At 66.7% G+C, this 19,384-nt stretch carries 15 protein-coding genes; 7 read left to right on the top strand and 8 right to left on the bottom strand.

Annotation, left to right across the window (positions count from 1 at the left end; all coding sequences use genetic code 11):
- Nucleotides 1-183 precede the first annotated feature (183 nt).
- Nucleotides 184-378, top strand: a complete 195-nt coding sequence (locus DK368_RS10270) for a hypothetical protein (RefSeq protein WP_114393858.1) — start codon at nucleotides 184-186, stop codon at nucleotides 376-378.
- A gap of 126 nt (nucleotides 379-504) precedes the next feature.
- Here the strand turns inward: DK368_RS10270 and DK368_RS10265 are convergent, their stop codons facing one another.
- From DK368_RS10265 to galE, 3 genes are read right to left on the bottom strand one after another with little or no spacing between them, the layout of a single operon-like run.
- Nucleotides 505-1,671, bottom strand: coding sequence for a DUF2336 domain-containing protein (locus DK368_RS10265; RefSeq protein WP_240002431.1), 1,167 nt, complete (start codon nucleotides 1,669-1,671; stop codon nucleotides 505-507).
- A 9-nt stretch (nucleotides 1,672-1,680) separates the two neighbouring features.
- Nucleotides 1,681-2,217 carry a MarR family winged helix-turn-helix transcriptional regulator gene (locus DK368_RS10260; protein ID WP_240002430.1) on the bottom strand — a complete coding sequence of 179 codons (537 nt, stop codon included), beginning with the start codon at nucleotides 2,215-2,217 and terminating at the stop codon, nucleotides 1,681-1,683.
- 26 nt (nucleotides 2,218-2,243) lie between these two features.
- Complete coding sequence (gene galE / locus DK368_RS10255) at nucleotides 2,244-3,269, bottom strand: UDP-glucose 4-epimerase GalE (protein ID WP_114393857.1); 1,026 nt, start codon at nucleotides 3,267-3,269, stop codon at nucleotides 2,244-2,246.
- A 754-nt stretch (nucleotides 3,270-4,023) separates the two neighbouring features.
- On the opposite strand from galE, the gene sucC reads away from it, so the two are divergent.
- The 3 genes from sucC to DK368_RS10240 all read left to right on the top strand — a co-directional run bounded on the left by sucC (nucleotide 4,024) and on the right by DK368_RS10240 (nucleotide 6,817).
- Complete coding sequence (gene sucC, locus DK368_RS10250) at nucleotides 4,024-5,220, top strand: ADP-forming succinate--CoA ligase subunit beta (protein WP_114393856.1); 1,197 nt, start codon at nucleotides 4,024-4,026, stop codon at nucleotides 5,218-5,220.
- Between the two features lies 1 nt (nucleotide 5,221).
- Nucleotides 5,222-6,094 (top strand): succinate--CoA ligase subunit alpha, encoded by an 873-nt coding sequence (sucD, locus tag DK368_RS10245; protein WP_114393855.1) that lies wholly within the window; start codon nucleotides 5,222-5,224, stop codon nucleotides 6,092-6,094.
- 210 nt (nucleotides 6,095-6,304) lie between these two features.
- Nucleotides 6,305-6,817 (top strand): hypothetical protein, encoded by a 513-nt coding sequence (locus DK368_RS10240; protein WP_114393854.1) that lies wholly within the window; start codon nucleotides 6,305-6,307, stop codon nucleotides 6,815-6,817.
- A gap of 310 nt (nucleotides 6,818-7,127) precedes the next feature.
- On the opposite strand, the gene DK368_RS21360 is transcribed toward DK368_RS10240, so the two are convergent.
- Nucleotides 7,128-7,295 carry a hypothetical protein gene (locus tag DK368_RS21360; protein WP_155524540.1) on the bottom strand — a complete coding sequence of 56 codons (168 nt, stop codon included), beginning with the start codon at nucleotides 7,293-7,295 and terminating at the stop codon, nucleotides 7,128-7,130.
- A 688-nt stretch (nucleotides 7,296-7,983) separates the two neighbouring features.
- Here DK368_RS21360 and DK368_RS10235 point away from each other — a divergent pair.
- Nucleotides 7,984-8,907, top strand: a complete 924-nt coding sequence (locus DK368_RS10235) for a phytanoyl-CoA dioxygenase family protein (protein ID WP_114393853.1) — start codon at nucleotides 7,984-7,986, stop codon at nucleotides 8,905-8,907.
- Nucleotides 8,908-8,993: 86 nt separating this feature from the next.
- On the opposite strand, the gene scpA is transcribed toward DK368_RS10235, so the two are convergent.
- The 4 genes from scpA to DK368_RS10215 all read right to left on the bottom strand — a co-directional run bounded on the left by scpA (nucleotide 8,994) and on the right by DK368_RS10215 (nucleotide 15,732).
- Nucleotides 8,994-11,150, bottom strand: a complete 2,157-nt coding sequence (scpA, locus tag DK368_RS10230) for a methylmalonyl-CoA mutase (protein ID WP_114393852.1) — start codon at nucleotides 11,148-11,150, stop codon at nucleotides 8,994-8,996.
- Nucleotides 11,147-12,139, bottom strand: a complete 993-nt coding sequence (locus tag DK368_RS10225; protein WP_114393851.1) for a hypothetical protein — start codon at nucleotides 12,137-12,139, stop codon at nucleotides 11,147-11,149. Before DK368_RS10225 ends, scpA begins: the two co-directional genes overlap by 4 nt.
- Nucleotides 12,139-14,136 (bottom strand): acetyl-CoA carboxylase biotin carboxylase subunit, encoded by a 1,998-nt coding sequence (locus DK368_RS10220; RefSeq protein WP_114393850.1) that lies wholly within the window; start codon nucleotides 14,134-14,136, stop codon nucleotides 12,139-12,141. The genes DK368_RS10225 and DK368_RS10220 overlap by 1 nt, the downstream gene beginning before the upstream one ends.
- 93 nt (nucleotides 14,137-14,229) lie before the next feature.
- A complete protein-coding gene (locus DK368_RS10215; RefSeq protein WP_114393983.1) occupies nucleotides 14,230-15,732 on the bottom strand; it encodes an acyl-CoA carboxylase subunit beta in 1,503 nt (500 codons plus the stop codon).
- A gap of 242 nt (nucleotides 15,733-15,974) precedes the next feature.
- On the opposite strand from DK368_RS10215, the gene DK368_RS10210 reads away from it, so the two are divergent.
- Entirely contained in the window at nucleotides 15,975-17,411 is a 1,437-nt protein-coding gene (locus tag DK368_RS10210) for a helix-turn-helix domain-containing protein (protein ID WP_114393849.1), read from the top strand.
- 311 nt (nucleotides 17,412-17,722) lie between these two features.
- The gene (crtI, locus tag DK368_RS10205) at nucleotides 17,723-19,378 is read left to right on the top strand and encodes a phytoene desaturase family protein (protein WP_114393848.1); all 1,656 of its coding nucleotides are present in this window, start codon (nucleotides 17,723-17,725) and stop codon (nucleotides 19,376-19,378) included.
- Nucleotides 19,379-19,384 lie beyond the last annotated feature (6 nt).

The following is a 19,384-nucleotide window of genomic DNA, read 5'->3' as shown; positions in this document are numbered from 1 at the left end:
TAGGCCCGGCACCGATAGTCCAGCGCGGGCCGTCCGTCCGCGCTGGCGGCGCCCGGTCGCTTGACCGGGCGCTTCGCTTTTCAGCGATCGGCGCATTTACCGGTCGGTGATTGATCCAGATCAGAGATTGTTAACTGGCCGAATCATATCGTGACCCTCACCTGACGGGAGAGGAACCACGCCATGCAGACCATCGCTGTTGCCGAGCGCCACGAACTGACCGGCTTCGCGCTGATGGCGCATGTCATGGGCATGGCCGCCCATGCCCGCGGGGAAACCGCCCTGGACAACCCCTTCACCGAGGAACCGGACTGCTCCGCCGCCTGGCTGGACGGCTGGATGAAGGCGGGTGCCAGCGGACGGCGGCTGCACGCCTGATCGATCGCCGATCAAGAACCATCTGGTTTGGCTTCGCCATGAAGCCAAAGCGGATGGCGCGCTGACCCATTGTCTGGTGCCACTGAACTGGCGCCCGCTGCTGTGCCGGTGGGCCGTGCGGGATGGTCAGGTGCCGACGGGCATCAGTTCGGCGGTCGGGTCCAGGCCGGGCTGATCGCAGGCCTGCATCACCATCTCGTCCACCTCGGGGTCATCGGCGGTGGCGACGGTGCGCAGAAGTTCGTCTAGCACGGTGGCCTGATAGGCCTCGCGGCTGCACGACCCGGTCAGCAGTCCGGTTTCCAGCGCCACCTTCTGCGCCGTCCGGAAGGCCCGCCCCAGGCGGGCGGGAATACCGGCGGCATCCAGCAGGCAACGCAGCCCCAGCACCCCGTCATCCCAGGCCAGGATCCGGGCGCTGTCCATGGTGATGTCGGCCTTGGCGGCCATGCCGGCCACGAACAGGTCCAGATCGCCGCCGCACAACGCACGGAACAACATATGGGATGTCAGCCGCCCCTGCCGGTGCAGATGGCGGGCCATCATCTCGGCGTCGTTCGGCCGGATCAGCAGGGGCTGGAGCAGGCGCATGGTGGCCGCTTCGCGCCCACGCTCGGCCAGCCGCCGGGCCAGTCCGGCCTCCAGCCCGTGACGCGCCACCAGCCGTTGCCGCACCTCTTCCGAGACGAAGGCGATCAGCTTCTCCACCACCGCCAGTGTGATCTCTGGCCGGGCGGCGGCGGCATCGGCCACGGCGGGGACTTGGCCGAAGCGGTCGGCGGCCCGGGCCAGGGTCTTCTCCGTCACCCGGGCGCCGCGGTTGCGCAGCAGATGCACCACGGTGATGACGTTGCCGTTCTCGACCAGGGCGGCGGACACCGCTTCCGACACGCTGCGGCGACTGGCGATGGCCAGCTGCTTCTGCGGATCGCGTTCGGCCACGATTTCCAGCAGCAGCGAGTCCGGCAGCCGGTCGGCATGGCGCAGGATCGGCACGGCGACGCGGGCCACGTCGCGCACCAGCTGTTCGGCCAAGTCGGCGGTCATGGCCGGGCTGTTGTGGATCTGCCAGGCCACGGCGGCCCGCACCTCGGTTTCGGCGTCGGCGGCGAAGGTGCGGAGCACATCCAGGGCAAGCCTGCGCTCATCCTCCGTCAGCGCGTCCTGATCCAATTCCCCGACCAGATTGACGATGGTCTCGATCCGGCTCGACGCGCCGGGCCGGGTCAGCAGCCGATCCACGTCGGCGCTGGTCAGGCGGGGTTTCGTCGGCCGGGAAGCGCTGGTCCCCATGGCGGCGGCTTAGTCCCGACCGCGCCCGTCATAGCGGATGATGTCGCCCCACAGACGCTCCAGCCGGCGCAGGGTGCGGAACGTGGTCTCGAGATCGCGGGCATCCTCCGGTTCGCGACAGAGGGAGCCGGCCTGCCGCTCCTCCAGCTTGGTGATCTCGGCGCAGAGCCACTGGCCCTTCTCCGAAAGCTTCAGCCGCGCGGCGCGGCGGTCGCGCTGGCTGGCGGCGCGGTCGACATAGCCGCGCTCCACCAGATGCTTCAGATTGTAGCTGGCATTGGAGCCGAGATAATAGCCCCGCTCCATCAGGTCGCGGACCGACAGCTCGTCGCCGTCGATGTTCAGCAACATCAGCACCTGCATCGGGCTGATGTCGTCCACACCGATACGGCCCAATTCCACCCGCACCACATCATGCAGTCGGCGCTGCATATGGTCGATGACACGGGCGACGTCATGATAGACGGCTACGGTGCTGACCGGCGTATCGCTCTGGGCTTCCGCCGTCGCTCGTGCCTCACCCGGTCGTGTCAGTCGGATCATCATCCCGGCCTTTCTCCGTACTGCCCCGCTCAGTTCGCTTCTTGGCCGGTCGAGGCGGTGGTCTCGCCATAACCGGTCGGATTCCTGGCCCGCCATGCCCAGGCCGTCGCAATGATGGTCTCCAGGTCCTGGAACCGCGGACGCCACCCCAACTCCGTCTCGATCCGGGCGCTGGAGGCAACCAGAACGGCAGGATCACCCCCCCGGCGCGCTCCCATCCGCACCGGGACGGTGCGGCCGGTAACACGTTCGGCAGCGGCGATCACCTCCCGCACGCTGTACCCCTTGCCCGTACCAAGATTGTACCGGACGGAGCGCGTGTCCAGCACATCCAGCACGCGGATGTGCGCGTCGGCCAGATCTGTGACATGCACATAATCGCGGATGCATGTCCCATCCGGCGTCGGATAGTCGGCGCCGAAAATCTCGATATGGCTGCGGCGGCCGGCCGCGGCATCCAGCACCAGCGGGATCAGATGGGTTTCCGGATCATGGTCCTCGCCCAGATGACCGTCCACATGGGCGCCGGCGGCGTTGAAATAGCGCAGACAGGCGGAACGCAGGCCATGGCAGCGCTCGGCCCAAACCAGCATGCGCTCCATGATGTATTTGCTCTCCCCATAGGGACTGCCCGGATCAATCGGCGTCTCCTCGTCGATGGGCGTACGGTCCGGCGTTCCGAACAGGTTGGCGGTGGAGGACGCCACCAGCTTGCGCACGCCGGCGGCCACGGTGGCGTTGATCAGCGTGCGGGCGGCCTCCACATTTTCGCCCAGGTACAGATCCGGTTGACGCATGGACTCGCCGACCAGCGACCGGGCGGCGAAATGCATCACGGCGTCGACTCGATGGCGGGCGAAGATGCTGTCCAGGGCCGCACGGTCGCGCAGGTCGGCCACCACCAGTTCCACCTCGGCCGGTACGGCGGCCCGATGCCCCTGGGACAGGTTGTCGATCACCACCACGTCGTGGCCCCTGGAGCGCAGTTCGGCAACAGCGTGGCTGCCGACATAGCCGGCTCCGCCGGTCACGAGGATGGTCTTGCGTTCGCTCATTGCAGATCCTTCGGTCAGAACGTCGCCCGGGACACCGGCTGCGCCGGTGATGATTACAACACGACGCAGCTATGTCGCAAACTGCCACATTCTATGCTGAAAAGACCCGCCCCGACCGAGTGCTGTGAAAGTAATTTGAATGAAACCAAATATTTGTTTTGATATATCTTATGGATATCCGGAATGCGGGGTTGGGTGCGTCTGAATGGTCCCGTGTTGAGTTCTCCATAGCTTTTGTCCCTTCGGGGTAATGCGCGTTGTCGGTCGTGGCGGGTTGACCCCTTTCTGTGTGTCCGGGTGGCAGCGGGCATGTCCGGTCCGAAGCGACGCGCAGTGGGGACGCTTTTCGACCTGTCGCTTCGCTTTCCTCCGATCTTGCGGCAGAAGGTGCCGGCCTGTTCCCCAGTCCGGACGCCGGGTGCGGTGCGGAACAAGGCGGCCCGTCCCGTTGGGGGCGTGGCTGCCTTTCCGTTTCTGCAGAGACGATCAGCCAGCGACGGTGTGCCGCGCCCTGAAACCCGCGTGCTTGCGGTAGTCTCCCGCTCCGCTGCCGGTGCGGGCCTATCATAGCGGTATAGCTTGGCCTTGTTGCGCCTGCGTTCAGGATGGTTGATCCGCATCAACGGGATGCTACAGTGCGCGCCGCGAGGGGGGCCTTCCCCGGCGTGCGGACGCGGAGCGGCGGTTGTGATCGCAGGATCATGGCGCGAGCCGCGGCCGGACCGTCTCCCATCCAGAGCTAGACGGCGGACCAATGAATATCCATGAGTACCAGGCCAAGGGCCTGCTGAAGAAATACGGTGTCGCGGTTCCCCGCGGCGGCGTTGCCTACACGCCCGACGAGGCCCGCAAGGTCGCTGACGAGCTGGGCGGCCCGGTCTGGGTGGTGAAGTCGCAGATCCATGCGGGTGGCCGCGGCGCCGGCCGCTTCAAGGACGACCCCAACGGCAAGGGCGGCGTCCGCGTCGTCAAGTCCGTGGATGATGTGGTCGCCAATGCCGGCGCCATGCTGGGCAAGGTCCTGGTGACCAAGCAGACGGGTCCCGAGGGCAAGGAAGTCAAGCGCATCTATGTGGAAGAGGGCGCGGACATCCGCCGTGAACTCTACCTGTCCATGCTGCTGGACCGCGCCTCCTCCCGCGTCACCATCGTCGCCTCCACCGAGGGCGGCATGGAGATCGAAGAGGTTGCCCACAACAGCCCGGAAAAGATCGTCAAGGTCGCCATCGACCCGGTCGAGGGCTTGCAGGGCTATCACGCCCGCAAGGTCGCCTTCGCTCTGGGCCTGGAGGGCAAGCAGGTCGGCGCCGCCACCAAGTTCCTGACGGCCATGTACAAGGCCTTCGTGGAGCTGGACGCCAGCCTGGTGGAGATCAACCCGCTGGTCGTGACCGGCACGGGTGAGGTCATCGCCCTCGACGCCAAGATGAACTTCGACGACAACGCCCTCTACCGCCATGCGGATATCGAGGAGTTGCGCGACGAGTCCGAAGAGGAGGCGTCGGAGACCGAGGCGACCAAGCACGGCCTCAACTACGTCAAGCTCGATGGCAATATCGGCTGCATGGTCAATGGCGCCGGCCTGGCCATGGCGACCATGGACATCATCAAGCTGTATGGCGGCGAGCCGGCCAACTTCCTCGATGTGGGCGGCGGCGCCACGAAGGAGCGTGTGACCACGGCCTTCAAGCTGATCCTGTCCGACCCCAACGTGGAAGGCATCCTGGTCAACATCTTCGGCGGCATCATGCGCTGCGACGTGATCGCGGAAGGCGTGGTGGCGGCGGCCCGCGAGGTCAGCCTGCATGTCCCGCTGGTGGTGCGCCTGGAAGGCACCAACGTCGACCTGGGCAAGAAGATCCTGGCCGAATCCGGCCTGCCGATCCTGTCGGCCGACAATCTGGCCGACGCTGCCGAGAAGATCGTGAAGGCCGTGAAGGAGGCCGCGTAACATGGCCGTTCTCGTCAACAAGAACACCAAGGTCATCTGCCAGGGCTTCACCGGCGCCCAGGGCACCTTCCACTCCGAACAGGCCATTGCCTACGGCACCAAGATGGTCGGTGGCGTGACGCCCGGTAAGGGCGGCAGCACGCATCTGGACCTGCCGGTGTTCGACACCGTGGCCGATGCCGTCGCCAGGACCGGCGCCAACGCCTCCGTGATCTATGTCCCGCCGCCCTTCGCGGCCGATGCCATCCTGGAAGCCATCGATGCCGAGATCCCGCTGGTGGTCTGCATCACCGAGGGTATTCCGGTGCTGGACATGGTGAAGGTGAAGCGGGCCCTGCAGGGCAGCGCCACCCGTCTGGTCGGTCCGAACTGCCCGGGTGTCATCACCCCGGACGAGTGCAAGATCGGCATCATGCCGGGCCACATCCACAAGCGTGGCAAGATCGGCATCGTGTCGCGCTCCGGCACCCTGACCTATGAGGCGGTGGCGCAGACCACGGCCGCCGGTCTGGGCCAGACCACCTGCATCGGTATCGGCGGTGACCCGGTCAACGGCACCAACTTCGTCGATGCCCTGCAGATGTTCGCCGAGGATCCGGAGACCGAAGGCATCATCATGATCGGTGAGATCGGTGGTGATGCCGAGGTCAAGGGTGCGGAGTTCATCAAGGCGTCCGGTCTGAAGAAGCCCGTCGTCGGCTTCATCGCCGGCCGCACCGCCCCGCCGGGCCGCCGCATGGGCCATGCCGGTGCCGTGATCTCCGGTGGCAACGATACCGCCGAGTTCAAGGTGGAGGCCATGCGCGCCGCCGGCATCCATGTCTCGGAAAGCCCGGCCAGCCTGGGCTCGACCATGGTCAAGGCGCTGGGCTGATCCGCCCGGTTCTTGCCGGCACGGTTTTGCTGGAATGTGAAGGGCCGCCCGCTCCGCCGGGCGGCCTTTTTCATGCCTGTGTTCAACGTGGCTGTGAGGAGCGCCGTTCAAGTCGCTGTGTGTAAACTGCGCATGGATTTCTCACCGTTGTCGAGCGTGCCGGGAAGCCGCTACTGTCGCCCCCTGCCAGGCGGCGGTGGAGGAGTTTTCATGGACAAGGCGGAACGCGCCCGGATCAGCAAGCGCGAGCGGCAGCGGCGTTGGCGCCAGCGCAATCTGCAGGATCGCGGCGGGCGTATCGGCACCGCTGTGGTGGTCCATCTCAATGATATCGAGATCGCGGTGCTGGATGCGCTGGCCATCGACGATTACCGCCGCCGCCCCTGCGGTCGCAGCGAACCGGCCGATCTGACGCCCCCGTCCCGCTCCCGCGCCGTGCGCCTGCTGATCCGGCGCATGCTGGAATTCGGTATTGTCAAACCGGAGGATCTGGGACCGCTGATCCCGTTGAAGGAAGAGATGGGTCGCTTCTGGTCGCTGGAAACGGCGTGGCGCCGGGCCAGCCGTGACCGCCGCTCCGGCTATGACGAGAAGGCCGACCATTGGCTGGAGCAGCCGGAGCCGCCCTGGCGTGCCGGGACGCCCCGACCGGCCGCCATGCAAACGCCGGATCCGGGTGAGGCCGCCGATGATCCAGGCGATGAGCCCCTGGGGGAGGAGTGAGGTTGGGGAACGCTGACCGTACTTCCCTGTTGGCCAGACAGTCTGCACCATCACGCAGGGAGCGCATTCATGAACGGGGAAACACCGGACGATACGGCGCGGGCCACGGAGACCGGGGCTGATCGGGGCGGCGGGAAGACCGCGGCCGGAACGCCATCCGGGCGGGCATCCAGTGCCCGGGACAAGGTCGAAGCGGCCCTGTCCCAGGACCGGCGCGGATCACCGGACGTTACCAACAGCAGCGGGGCGGTGACCCAGGGTGGAAGCAGCGATCAGGACATGGCTCCCGACGGGAAACCGGATCGCCCGATCACACCATCGCAATCAGACAAACGGTGAAGAACAGGGCGACCGCCGGGGTGCCGACCGTGTCGAACATGCCGGTGCCGTTGAACAGGGCGTGGGTAAAGCGGTCACGCAGCGGTTGGGTACGGGGCAGCGGCAGCGTGTGAGATGATTCACGCACATGGGGCAGCATGATTTCCTCCAATCCGGGCCGATGGTCTCGGCCACTGAAGCGGTCTCTGCTCCCGGAGCTTTGTGCTGAGGGACGGGCCGTTCCTGTCTATACATATGGGCTGTTTCCGCCCGCGCGTCTGTAGGGAAGGAAGGGGCAGATTGACGCAGAAGCCCACACCGCTCCCTCCTCTTCGCGGCGGATGCAAGCGCCGCGGGAATGAGCTTAATCTCTTGCAAATACAGGATATCCGGCCTTGTCTACGTCAGTATCCGGCGGGAGCGGCGGGCCAGCCGACCCGCGTCACCGCCGCAGGGGGCGCGACATTGCTGACCTTGACTTGTGTCCTTCGCGGTTGCAGCATCAGCCTTGTCCTCATGGACAGACGCCTTCGGGCGTTTCCTCCCTAGACTCCAAAGGCCGCCTCGTGCGGCCTTTTTTGTTTCCATATGGCGGACACAGGCTTTCCTTTCGTTTCCATCTTGGGGGCGGGATAAGGGCAGCGGCGCTGCGGGCGGTTTGCTCTGCCTATCGTGCCAAGGTCGTAGCCCCTACCTCAAATGAGGATCACCGCCAGACGTAGAAACCACGTCACCTTGGGTTGCCGGTCGTTATGGCGCCGGTGCCAGATTGCGAGGTGAGGCGGATGGGGCCGGATGGTGCGGCAGCAGTCGAAATCGGAGCGGGACCGGCCGCCGGCAGCAGGGGGATGCTGTTACGGCTGCGCCGCCGTGCCGGCGCCCATCTCCGCCGGGCCGTCCGGGAGCCGGGTTGGATTCCCCTGTTCCTGGTCGGGCGGCTGGTCGCTGTCCGGCATCTGCATCGCCGCTGGCTGGGACTGGCCCGACCGTTGCGGCCCACCGCCGGCCGGGGGCCGGCCAGAACGGCCTTTCCCGCGCTCGTGCCCGGCGAAGCCGCGGCGACTCTGGTCCGGGATGGGATCATCACCGGCCTGCGGCTGCCGGAGGACAGGGTCGCCGCGATCCGGACCTTTGCGCTCCAGACCCCCTGTTTCGGCGATGGCAAGCCGGACCAGCCGATCCACGACGTGACCGCGCCGGAGTTCTGCCGACCGGCTCAACCCTATGTCATCGGGGACTATCTGCATCAGGTCGGGTCTTCCCCGGAAATCCGCAGCCTCGCTGCCGATCCGGCGTTGCGGAACCTGGCCGCGTCCTACCTGTCGGTCAACACGCCGAATCTGCGGCGGGTCAGGCTGTGGTGGAGCTTTGTCAGCACCCACCAGCCGGAAATCCGTCGCAACGGCTTCGCCCAGATGTTCCATTTCGATCTCGACGACTGGCGGGCGCTGAAAGTGTTCTTTTATATCAACGAGACCGGCCTGGGGGCCGGCCCGCATCAGTTCATCCGCGGCAGCCATCGCAATCGCCCGCTGCGCTGGCAGGTTTCCCTGTTCAAGGGGCAGGCGGAGGCTGCGGTTCATGCCGCCTATTCCCCCGCCGACATTCTGACCCTCACGGGACCCGCCGGCTTCGGCTTTGCCGAGGACCCGTTCGGACTGCACCGCGGCACCCTTGTGACCACCCAGCCCCGGTTGATGCTTGAGATCGAATATGGTGTCACCCGGCCACGGCACAGCCCCTACGGCGCTCCCGATGTGGGCGTGCGCTGATGCACGCCCGTCTCCGGGCGGCGTGCCCCACCGCCGGGATCTGCAACCATGACCGGCCCCAATGACCGCCGACAGGCCGCTTCGGATCAGGCGGCCAGCCGCTGCTTCTCCAGCAGGGCCAGGATTTCGGCCGCTGCCTTGGGGATGTTGGTGCCCGGACCGTAGATCGCCGAGGCCCCGGCCTTCAGCAGGAAGTCGTAATCCTGGGGCGGGATGACGCCGCCGCAGACCACCAGGATATCGCCGGCGCCCTGCTCGCGCAGGGCCTGGACCAGTTGCGGCACCAGGGTCTTGTGGCCGGCGGCCAGACTGGAGACGCCGATGACATGCACGTCGTTTTCAATGGCCTGTCGCGCCGCCTCATCCGGGGTCTGGAACAGGGCGCCGACATCCACGTCGAAGCCGATATCGGCGAAGGCGGTGGCGATGACCTTGGCGCCGCGGTCATGGCCGTCCTGGCCCATCTTCACCACCAGCATGCGGGGGCGGCGGCCTTCGGTCTCGGCAAAGGCGGCCACGTCCTTCTGGATCTGCTGGAAGCCGGCATCGCCCTCATAGGCCGCGCCATAGACGCCGGAGACGGAGCGGATGACGGCGCGGTGACGGGTGAAAACCTCTTCCATGGCGTCGGAAATCTCCCCCACGGTGGCGCGGGCGCGGGCGGCGTCCACGGCCAGGGCCAGCAGGTTGCCGGATTTGTCGGCGGCGGCCTGGGTCAGGGCTGCCAGGGTTTCGCGGACCTTGGCCTCGTCGCGGGTGGCGCGGATGCGGTGCAGCAGGGCGACCTGGGCTTCGCGCACGGCGGTGTTGTCGATGTCCAGCACATCGACCTTTTCCGGGTTCTGCGGGCGGTACTTATTGACGCCGACAATGACTTCCTCGCCCCGGTCGATGCGGGCCTGACGGCGGGCGGCGGCTTCCTCGATCATCAGCTTGGGCAGGCCGCTTTCCACGGCCTTGGTCATGCCGCCCATTTCCTCCACTTGGGTAATCAGCTTTTCTGCCGCTTCGGCCAGCGACGCCGTCAGATGCTCGACATAGTAGGAGCCACCCAGCGGGTCCACCACATGGGGGATGCGGGTTTCTTCCGCGATGATCAACTGGGTGTTGCGGGCGATGCGGGCGGAAAACGGCGTAGGCAGGCCCAAAGCCTCGTCAAAGCTGTTGGTGTGCAGGGACTGGGTGCCGCCCATGATGGCGGCCATCGCCTCGATCGTCGTGCGGATGACGTTGTTGTAGGGGTCTTGCTCGGTGAGCGACACGCCCGAGGTCTGGCAATGGGTGCGCAGCGCCAGCGAGCGGGCGTCCTTGGGCTGGAAATGCTTGTCCATCAGCTTGGCCCAGAGCAGGCGGGCCGCACGCAGCTTCGCCACCTCCATGAAGAAATCCATGCCGATGGCGAAGAAGAAGGACAGGCGCGGGGCGAACTTGTCCACGTTCAGGCCCTTGGCCAGGGCGGCGCGGACATATTCCAGCCCATCGGCCAGGGTGAAGGCCAGTTCCTGCACCGCCGTGGCCCCGGCTTCCTGCATGTGATAGCCGGAAATGGAGATGGAGTTGAACTTGGGCATGTGGTTCGCCGTGTATTCGATAATATCGGCGATGATCCGCATACTGGGTTCGGGCGGATAGATATAGGTGTTGCGGACCATGAACTCCTTCAGAATGTCATTCTGAATGGTGCCGGAGAGCTTTTCCGTCGGCACACCCTGTTCCTCACCGGCCACGATATACATGGCCAGGATGGGCAGCACGGCCCCGTTCATGGTCATGGAGACGGACATCTTATCCAGCGGGATGCCGTCGAACAGGATTTTCATATCCTCCACCGAGTCAATCGCCACGCCGGCCTTGCCGACATCGCCCACCACGCGGGGATGGTCGCTGTCATAGCCGCGATGGGTGGCCAGATCGAAGGCCACCGACAGGCCCATCTGGCCGGCGGCGAGGTTGGCGCGATAGAAGCGGTTGCTCTCCTCCGCCGTGGAGAAACCGGCATACTGGCGGATGGTCCAGGGCTTCACCGCGTACATGGTAGCGCGGGGGCCACGGGTGAAGGGTGCAAAACCCGGCAGGGTGCCGGTGGTTTCCAGGCCTTCCAGGTCTTCGGCGGTGTAGAGCGGCTTGACCGACAGGCCTTCCGCCGTGGTGCGGGTCAGATCCTCCAGCCGGGCGTCGGCGCCGACATCCTTGCGGGCGAGCGCTTCCCAGTCGGCCAGCGTCTTCTTGGCAAAGTCGGTCATGGTTCGGCGTCCGTCTTGAAGCTGCGGGCGGGGACAACGCCGGCGTTGCTCCCCGTGGACATCAACAGGAAAGCCCGGGCCTGGGCCAAGGACAGCAGGGCATCATCATCCAGCCTGCGGCGTCCGTCCACCAGCCAGACACCGTCGCGGACCGCGGTCACGCTGTAGTCGCGCCGCATCAGGAAGGCGCGGGCCTCGGTAGCGGTCAGGGGCAAGCTGTTGGCCCAGACCAGATCGGGCGTGCCGGGATTGCGCCGCACCAGCCCTTCGCCCAGCCGGATGCCAAAGCGCCAGGCCAGACTCTTGACGCTGTGCCGCGTGCGGCCCAGCCGCAGCCCAACGGCTTCCCACGAGCCGGCGTCGCGGCACAGGCTGGCCAGCAGGCGCACTTCCGCCGGCGTCCAGCCCTGGCGTCGCCGGCTGCGCGGGAGCGACGTCGCCTCTTTCCGCCGCGTGCCGGTGGACAGGCCCAGCATGCCCAGACGGGTACGCACGGCATCGGCACTGCGGTGGGGCAGGGCGGCGCGCGCCGCCTCGAACCCGCCCTCGGCTGCGGCGTCGCGCAGCAGCCGGTCCTCCTCCGGCTGCCAGCGTCCCTGGATGGACGCTGGACGGGCCGGGCGGAACTGGCCGGCCTGCACCGCCAGCCGGCGCAGCCGGATATCCACGGCGGCGCGGGTGCGGCCCAGACGGTCGGCGATCTCGGCCTGGGACAGGCCGGCCCGGACCAGATCCAGCAGCCGCCGGCAATCCTCTTCGCTCCAGACCGGACTCTTGATGCGCAGATTGACTTCGGGCAGGCGGCCGGCCTCGGCCAGGCCGCGGCGCACGGCATAGACGAAGCCCAGCGAAACGCCGGCGCGGGCCGCGGCCGTGGCGGCACTGTCCCCGGCCAGCAGGCAGTCGGCCACCACCTCCCGCGCCGTGCCGCGCAGGGGGCGGCGGGGGGGCCGGACCTCGGTACCCTGATGATCGAGCGTCCCCAGCATCAGGCGAACTCGATGATGATCTGATCGACGGCCAGCGAGGCGCCCTTCTCGGCCCGCACGGCCTTGACGGTGCCGCCGGAATCGGCGCGCAGGATGTTCTCCATCTTCATCGCCTCCACCACGGCCAGTTCCTGGCCCGCCTCCACCGTGTCGCCGGGGGCGACCGACACCGACACCAGCAGGCCCGGCATCGGGCTCAGCAGGAATTTTGACAGATCGGGCGGCTGTTTCACCGGCATCAGGTCGGCCAGTTCCGCCGCCCGCGGCGTCAGCACCTGCACGACCAGGGTTGCACCGGCATGGATCAGCACCCAGCCGGTGCCGCGCCGTTCGATCTGCACCGCCAGCGGCACGCCGCCGACGCTGCCCGTCCACAGTGTCCGGCCCAATTCCCAGTCACTGCGCACATCCAGATGCCGGCCGTCCAGTTCAACGGCCCAGCCGTTGCCGTCCCAATGGACCACTGCCGGGTGGTTGACCCGGTCAAGCCGCGCCACCAGGGCCTCGCTGGAGGGCTGGCGGAAGGCCATCTGGCCGGACACCATGCCGTCGCGCTCCGCCGCGCGCCGCTGCGCCACCAGCGCCACGGCCAGCAGCCGCTGGCGCACGGATTCCGTCGGTGTCAGTCCGTGGAAGCCGTCGGGGAATTCCTCGGCGATGAAATTGGTGGTCAGCCGGCCGTCGCGGAAACGCTCCTTCTCCATCAGCGCCGCCAGGAAGGCGATGTTGTGGCCGACGCCGCGGATCTCGAAGGCATCGAGGGCGGCACCCATGGCACGGGTGGCGCTGGCGCGCTCAGGGCCCCAGGTGATCAGCTTGGCGATCATGGGGTCGTAGAACATGCTGATCTCGCCGCCCTCGACCACGCCGGTATCGACGCGGACGATGGTGCCGTCCGGACGGCGGCCCTCGGCCGGCGGGCGGTAGCGGGTCACACGACCAATGCTGGGCAGGAAGCCGCGGGTCGGCTCTTCGGCATAGATGCGGGCTTCCAGCGCCCAGCCGTTCAGCTTCACATCAGCCTGACGGATCGGCAGCGCCTCGCCGGCGGCCCCCCGGATCATCAGTTCCACCAGATCCAGTCCGGTGATCATTTCCGTCACCGGATGTTCCACCTGCAGACGGGTGTTCATCTCCAGGAAGTAGAAGTTCCGATCCTTGTCGACGATGAATTCCACCGTGCCGGCGCTGCGGTACTGCACCGCCTTGGCCAGGGCCACGGCCTGTTCGCCCATGGCGCGGCGGGTGTGTTCGTCGAGGAAGGGGCTGGGCGCCTCCTCAATGACCTTCTGGTGTCGGCGCTGGATCGAGCATTCACGCTCGCCCAGATACAGGGCATTGCCGTGGCCGTCGGCCAGAACCTGGATCTCGATATGCCGCGGCTCGGTGATGTACTTCTCGATGAACACGCGGTCGTCGGCGAAGCTGGAGCGCGCCTCGTTGCTGGCGCTGCGGAAGCCATCGCGCACCTGGGCATCGTCCCAGGCCACGCGCATGCCCTTGCCGCCGCCGCCGGCCGAAGCCTTGATCATCACGGGATAGCCGATGTCGCGGGCGATGCGTACCGCCTCCTCATCATCCCGGATGACGCCGAGATAGCCCGGAACTGTGGACACGCCGGCCGCCTTGGCCAGCTTCTTCGACTCGATCTTGTCGCCCATGGCGCCGATGGCGTGGACGTCGGGGCCGATGAAGCTGATGCCCGCTGCCTTCAACTTCTCGCAGAAGGACGCCTTCTCCGACAGGAAGCCGTAGCCGGGATGCACCGCCTGGGCGCCGGTCTTCAGGCAGGCTTCGATGATGCGGTCGGCTTGCAGATAGCTCTGGGCGCTAGGGGCCGGGCCGATGCAGACGGCCTCGTCCGCCATCTCCACATGCAGCGCCCCGGCATCCGCCTCGGAATAGACCGCCACCGTGCGGATGCCCAGGCGCCGGGCGGTCTTGATCACCCGGCACGCGATCTCGCCACGGTTCGCAATCAGGATCTTGGAAAACATCGACTTGGGTCCTCTCATCCCGGTGCCGCGGTCCGGCGGCCTTCTTCTTCTTCAGGCGGAACAGATGGCCGCAAAGGCCGGCGCGCCCGCCGGTCAGAGCGGAAGATTGTCGTGCTTCTTCCAGGGGTTCTCGAGCGACTTGGTCTTCAGCATGGCCAGCGCCCGGCACAGCCTGCGGCGCGTGCCGTGGGGCATGATGACATCGTCGATGAAGCCGCGATGGGCCGCGATGAAAGGATTGGCGAACTTCTGCCGGTATTCCTCGGTACGGGCGTCGATCTTGGCCGGGTCGCCCAGATCCTGGCGGAAGATGATCTCCACCGCGCCCTTTGGCCCCATGACGGCGATCTCCGCCGAGGGCCAGGCATAGTTGAGGTCGCCGCGCAGATGCTTCGACGCCATGACGTCATAGGCACCGCCATAGGCCTTGCGGGTGATGACGGTGACCTTGGGCACCGTGGCCTCGGCATAGGCGAACAGCAGCTTGGCCCCGTGCTTGATGATGCCGCCATATTCCTGTGCCGTGCCCGGCAGGAAGCCCGGCACGTCGACGAAGGTGACGATGGGGATGTTGAAGGCGTCGCAGAAGCGCACGAAGCGCGCCGCCTTGATCGCGCTCTGGATGTCCAGGCAGCCCGCCAGCACCATGGGCTGGTTGGCGACGAAGCCCACGGTGGAGCCCTGCATGCGGCCGAAGCCGGTGATAATGTTCTTGGCGTAGTCCGGCTGCAGCTCGAAGAACTCGCCCTCGTCCACGACCTTCAGGATCAGTTCCTTCATGTCGTAGGGCTTGTTGGGATTGGCCGGTACCAGCGTGTCCAGGCTGAAATCCTGGCGGTCGGCCGGGTCGGGGGAGGGGCGGACCGGCGGCGACTGCCGGTTGGACAGCGGCAGATAGTCGAAGAATTGCCGCGTGCGCAGCAGAGCCTCGATATCGTTCTCCAGCGCCAGATCGGCCACGCCCGACTTGTGGGTGTGGGTCACGGCGCCGCCCAGTTCCTCCGCCGTCACCACCTCATGCGTCACCGTCTTCACCACGTCGGGGCCGGTGACGAACATGTAGGAGCTGTCCTTCACCATGAAGATGAAGTCGGTCATGGCCGGGCTGTAGACCGCGCCGCCGGCGCAGGGACCCATGATCAGGCTGATCTGCGGCACCACGCCCGAAGCCAGCACATTGCGCTGGAACACCTCAGCATAGCCGCCCAGGCTGGCCACGCCCTCCTGGATGCGGGCGCCGCCGCTGTCGTTCAGCCCGATGACCGGCGCCCCGACCTTCATGGCCTGATCCATGATCTTGCAGATCTTCTCGGCATGGGCCTCGGACAGGGACCCGCCGAACACCGTGAAGTCCTGGCTGAAGACGAAGACCAGCCGGCCGTTGATGGTACCGTGCCCGGTGACGACACCGTCACCGGGCACGGTCTGTTCGCCCATGCCGAAGTCCGCGCAGCGGTGCTCCACGAACATGTCCCATTCCTCGAACGAGCCGTCGTCCAGCAGGACCTCGATGCGTTCGCGCGCCGTCAGCTTGCCCTTGCCGTGCTGCGCCGCGATCCGCTTGTCTCCTCCACCCAGGCGGGCAGCGGCGCGCATCTGCTCCAGTTTGGCGATCACGGCAGCGGTCACGGGCGTTCCTCCACTCAAGCTTGTTTTCCGGTCCGTGGGAAACGATGGCGTCTGCACATCGTTGGCCGGTCTGCAATGTTTGCAAATAGCCGCTTCTCCTGGCAACCTCTAAGCATGTGAAGGCTTGCAACACTTCGCCTGCAAATCGGCGAATTTTGCAAATTGTGCTATGATGACAAAGCACCGTCTGCTGACGCGGAGCGGCACCGATGAGCGGAAAGATCTATGCCGGGGAACGGGTTCGCCGTCTGCGCGAAGCCCAGGGGTTGAGTCAGGCGGCGCTGGCCCAGGCCATCGCCCTGTCATCCAGCTATCTCAATCAGATTGAGAACAACCAGCGCCCGTTGAGCGCCGCTGCCGTCATCCGTCTATCGAGCTATTTCGGTGTTGAGCCAACCCATTTCGCCGATGAGCAGGATCTGCGTCTGGCCACCGAGCTGCGCGAGGTGCTGGGCGATCCGCTGTTCGCCGAAGCCGGAACATCCGCCGCCGCCATCCGCGACATGGTGCGGGCCTCGCCCATGATGGCCAGTCATTTCATGGCTCTGTACCGTGCTTATCAGGCGCTGGATGAAGAGTATCGTGGCCTGCGCGAGGCGGTGGGCGATCTGGGCACGGGGCCTGGAACCGGGGAGGCGGCCCAGTTTCCCTATGATGAGGTGCGGGATTTCTTTCAAGATAGAAGAAACCACTTCGAACAGCTTGATATTGCAGCAGAAATGCTGTTCACGCGTGAGCGTTTCTCACCGGCCGGCATGCTGGAGGATCTCACGCGCTATCTTCAGGCCCGCCATGGCGTCACGGTGGAGACGGAAGGGACCCTGGCCCAGCAGGGCGTGCTGTGGCGCTTCGATGCGGCCATGGGCATGCTCTCTGTGGCCGACACGGCCCCACGGGAAAGCCGGGCCTTCTATCTGGCCCATCAGATCGCCCTGCTCGACCAGGGTGAGGCCATTGCCCGCGAGGTGGAGCGGTCGGGACTTGGCAGCGCCGAGGCGCGGGCCCTGCTGCGGCGGGGGCTGGCCAATTACTTCGCCGGCGCCCTGATCCTGCCCTATCGCCTGTTCCTGGCCGAGGCCAAGCGCCTGCGTTACGACATCGAACAACTGCAATCGCAGTTCCACACCAGTTTCGAGCAGGTCTGCCACCGGCTCAGTACCATGCAACGGCCGGGCCTGCCGGGTGTGCCCTTCTATTTCGTCAAGGTCGACATGGCCGGGAACATGTCGAAGCGCAGCAGTGCCACCCGTTTCCAGTTCGCCCGTTTCGGCGGAGCCTGCCCGTTGTGGAACGTGCATCAGGCCTTCGCTCAGCCGGGACGCATCCTGGTGCAGCTGGCCCAGACGCCGGACGGTGTCACCTATCTCTGCATCGCCCGCACAATCACCGCCAGCGGGGGAGGGTACCTGTCCCGCCCGCGGGAGGCCGCCGTCGGGCTGGGCTGTGAGATCAGCTATGCCGACCAGCTGGTCTATGCCGCCGGCCTCGACCTCAAGGACATGAACACAGCAGTGCCCATCGGCTCCAGCTGCCGTATCTGCGACCGTGAAGATTGTCGCCACCGCGCCTTCCCGCCGGTGGGGCGGCGGTTGATGGTGGATGGTCGTGAACGGCGGCAGGTTCCCTACAGCGTGGTCCGCCGTTAAGAATACTCCTTGATGCTGGAGGCTTTGTGGATTCAGGGTGGGTGTCAGGGATTTCATTGATCGGAAAAAGCGACATCATCGCCTACGCGTAGGCGATGATGTCTGTTCTCTGTCCACAGCGACTAACCAACCCCGACACCTCGAAACCGACACTGGTCAAGAACCCCAGCCTCCGGCCCTGCCGGGGGTACCCTGATCCCGCTATACCGTCCCCTGTCGCGCCCGTCACCCCGACTGTTCGGGGGATGGTGGCCGCCCGAACCGGCCCAAGCTCCCTGTCGGAACCGCATGGAACAGCAGGATCGGTGGAGATGGCGCGCGAGTGGCCTGAGCGGCATCAACCGGACGGGCAGCAGACCCCGGCCCCCCCGGCTCCGGACTACCGGTCCCCGGACCGGCGGACCGACAGACGGCAGCGTGGGGAAGGACGCCGGGCGGTGGTGGTCGGGGCCGGACCCGGCGGGCTGGCCGCAGCCATGCTGCTGGCCCGTAGCGGCGCCGACGTGACGCTGCTGGAACGCCGCGACCGGATCGGGGGGCGGACCGGCCGGATCGAGCAGCAGGGTTTCCGCTTCGACCTCGGCCCTACCTTCTTCCTCTATCCCCGCATCATCGAAGAGATTTTCCAGGCCTGCGGCAGCGACCTGCACCGCCATGTCACCCTCACGCGCCTCGACCCGCTGTACCGTCTGGTCTTCGAAGATGATCAGGATCTGCGGGTCTGGGCCGATCCGCAGCGGCTGGCGGCGGAAATCGCCCGGCTGGCGCCGGCGGATGCCGGCAATCTCCCCCAGTACCTGGCCGACAACCGGGGCAAGCTGGCCAGCTTCCGCCCGGTGCTGGAACGCCCCTTCAACGGCCTGCGCGACCTGCTGTCGCCGCCGGTGTTGCGGGCGCTGGCGCAGCTGCGGCCCTGGGCCAGTGTCGACCGCGATCTGGCCCGGCATTTCCAGGACCCGCGCATCCGCCTGGCCTTCAGCTTCCAGAGCAAATATCTGGGCATGTCGCCCTTCCGCTGTCCCAGCCTGTTCACCATCCTGTCTTTCCTGGAGCATGAGCATGGTGTCTGGCACCCCGGCGGCGGCTGCTCCGCCGTGCTCGACGCCATGGCCCGGGTGGCGCGGGACCTGGGGGTGCGCATCCGACTGAACGAGCCGGTGGAAGAGGTGCTGTTCACCGGCCGCCGAGCCACGGCCGTGCGCACAGCCGCCGGGCACTATGCTGCCGATGCCGTAATCATCAATGCCGATTTCGCCCAGTCCATGCGCCGGCTGGTGCCGAACCATCTGCGCCGCCGCTGGCGGGATGAGCGCATCGACGGCAAATCCTTCTCCTGCTCCACCTTCATGCTCTATCTCGGCATCGAGGGGCGGGTGGACCTGGACCACCACACCATCCTGCTGGCCCGCGACTATGCCCGCAATCTGGACGAGATCGAGCAGGGCCGGGCGCCGCCGTCGGCGCCGTCGCTCTATGTGCAGAATGCCGGCATCACCGATCCCACCCTGGCCCCGCCGGGCCACAGCACGCTCTATGTGCTGCTGCCCGTGGGCAATCTGGCCGGCGGCATCGACTGGCCGCGGGAGACGGCGCGCTTCCGCGCCCTGGCGCTGGACCGGCTGCGGCTGCTGGGCCTTGGCGACCTGGAGCGCCGCATCCGCTTCGAGCAGATCATGACTCCTCGGGGCTGGGCCGACGACCTCGCCGTCTTCCGCGGTGCCACCTTCAACCTGGCGCACGGGCTGGACCAGATGCTGCACCGGCGGCCGCACAACAGGTTCGAGGATGTGGACGGCGTCTATCTGGTGGGGGGCGGCACCCATCCCGGCAGCGGCCTGCCGGTGATCTTCGAGGGTGCCCGCATCACCGCCCGGCTGGCGGCGGATGATCTCGGCCTGCGCTTCCCCGCCTTGGCCGAACCCCGCTTCGGCGCCGAGGTCGAGGCGGAGCAACAGGCGGCGGAATAGGCAACA

It is taken from the genome of Oleisolibacter albus, assembly GCF_003336875.1.
Taxonomy (GTDB): domain Bacteria; phylum Pseudomonadota; class Alphaproteobacteria; order Azospirillales; family Azospirillaceae; genus Niveispirillum; species Niveispirillum album.
Note: the sequence above shows the minus strand (reverse complement) of the source record. Positions and strands in the feature narration are given on the sequence as shown.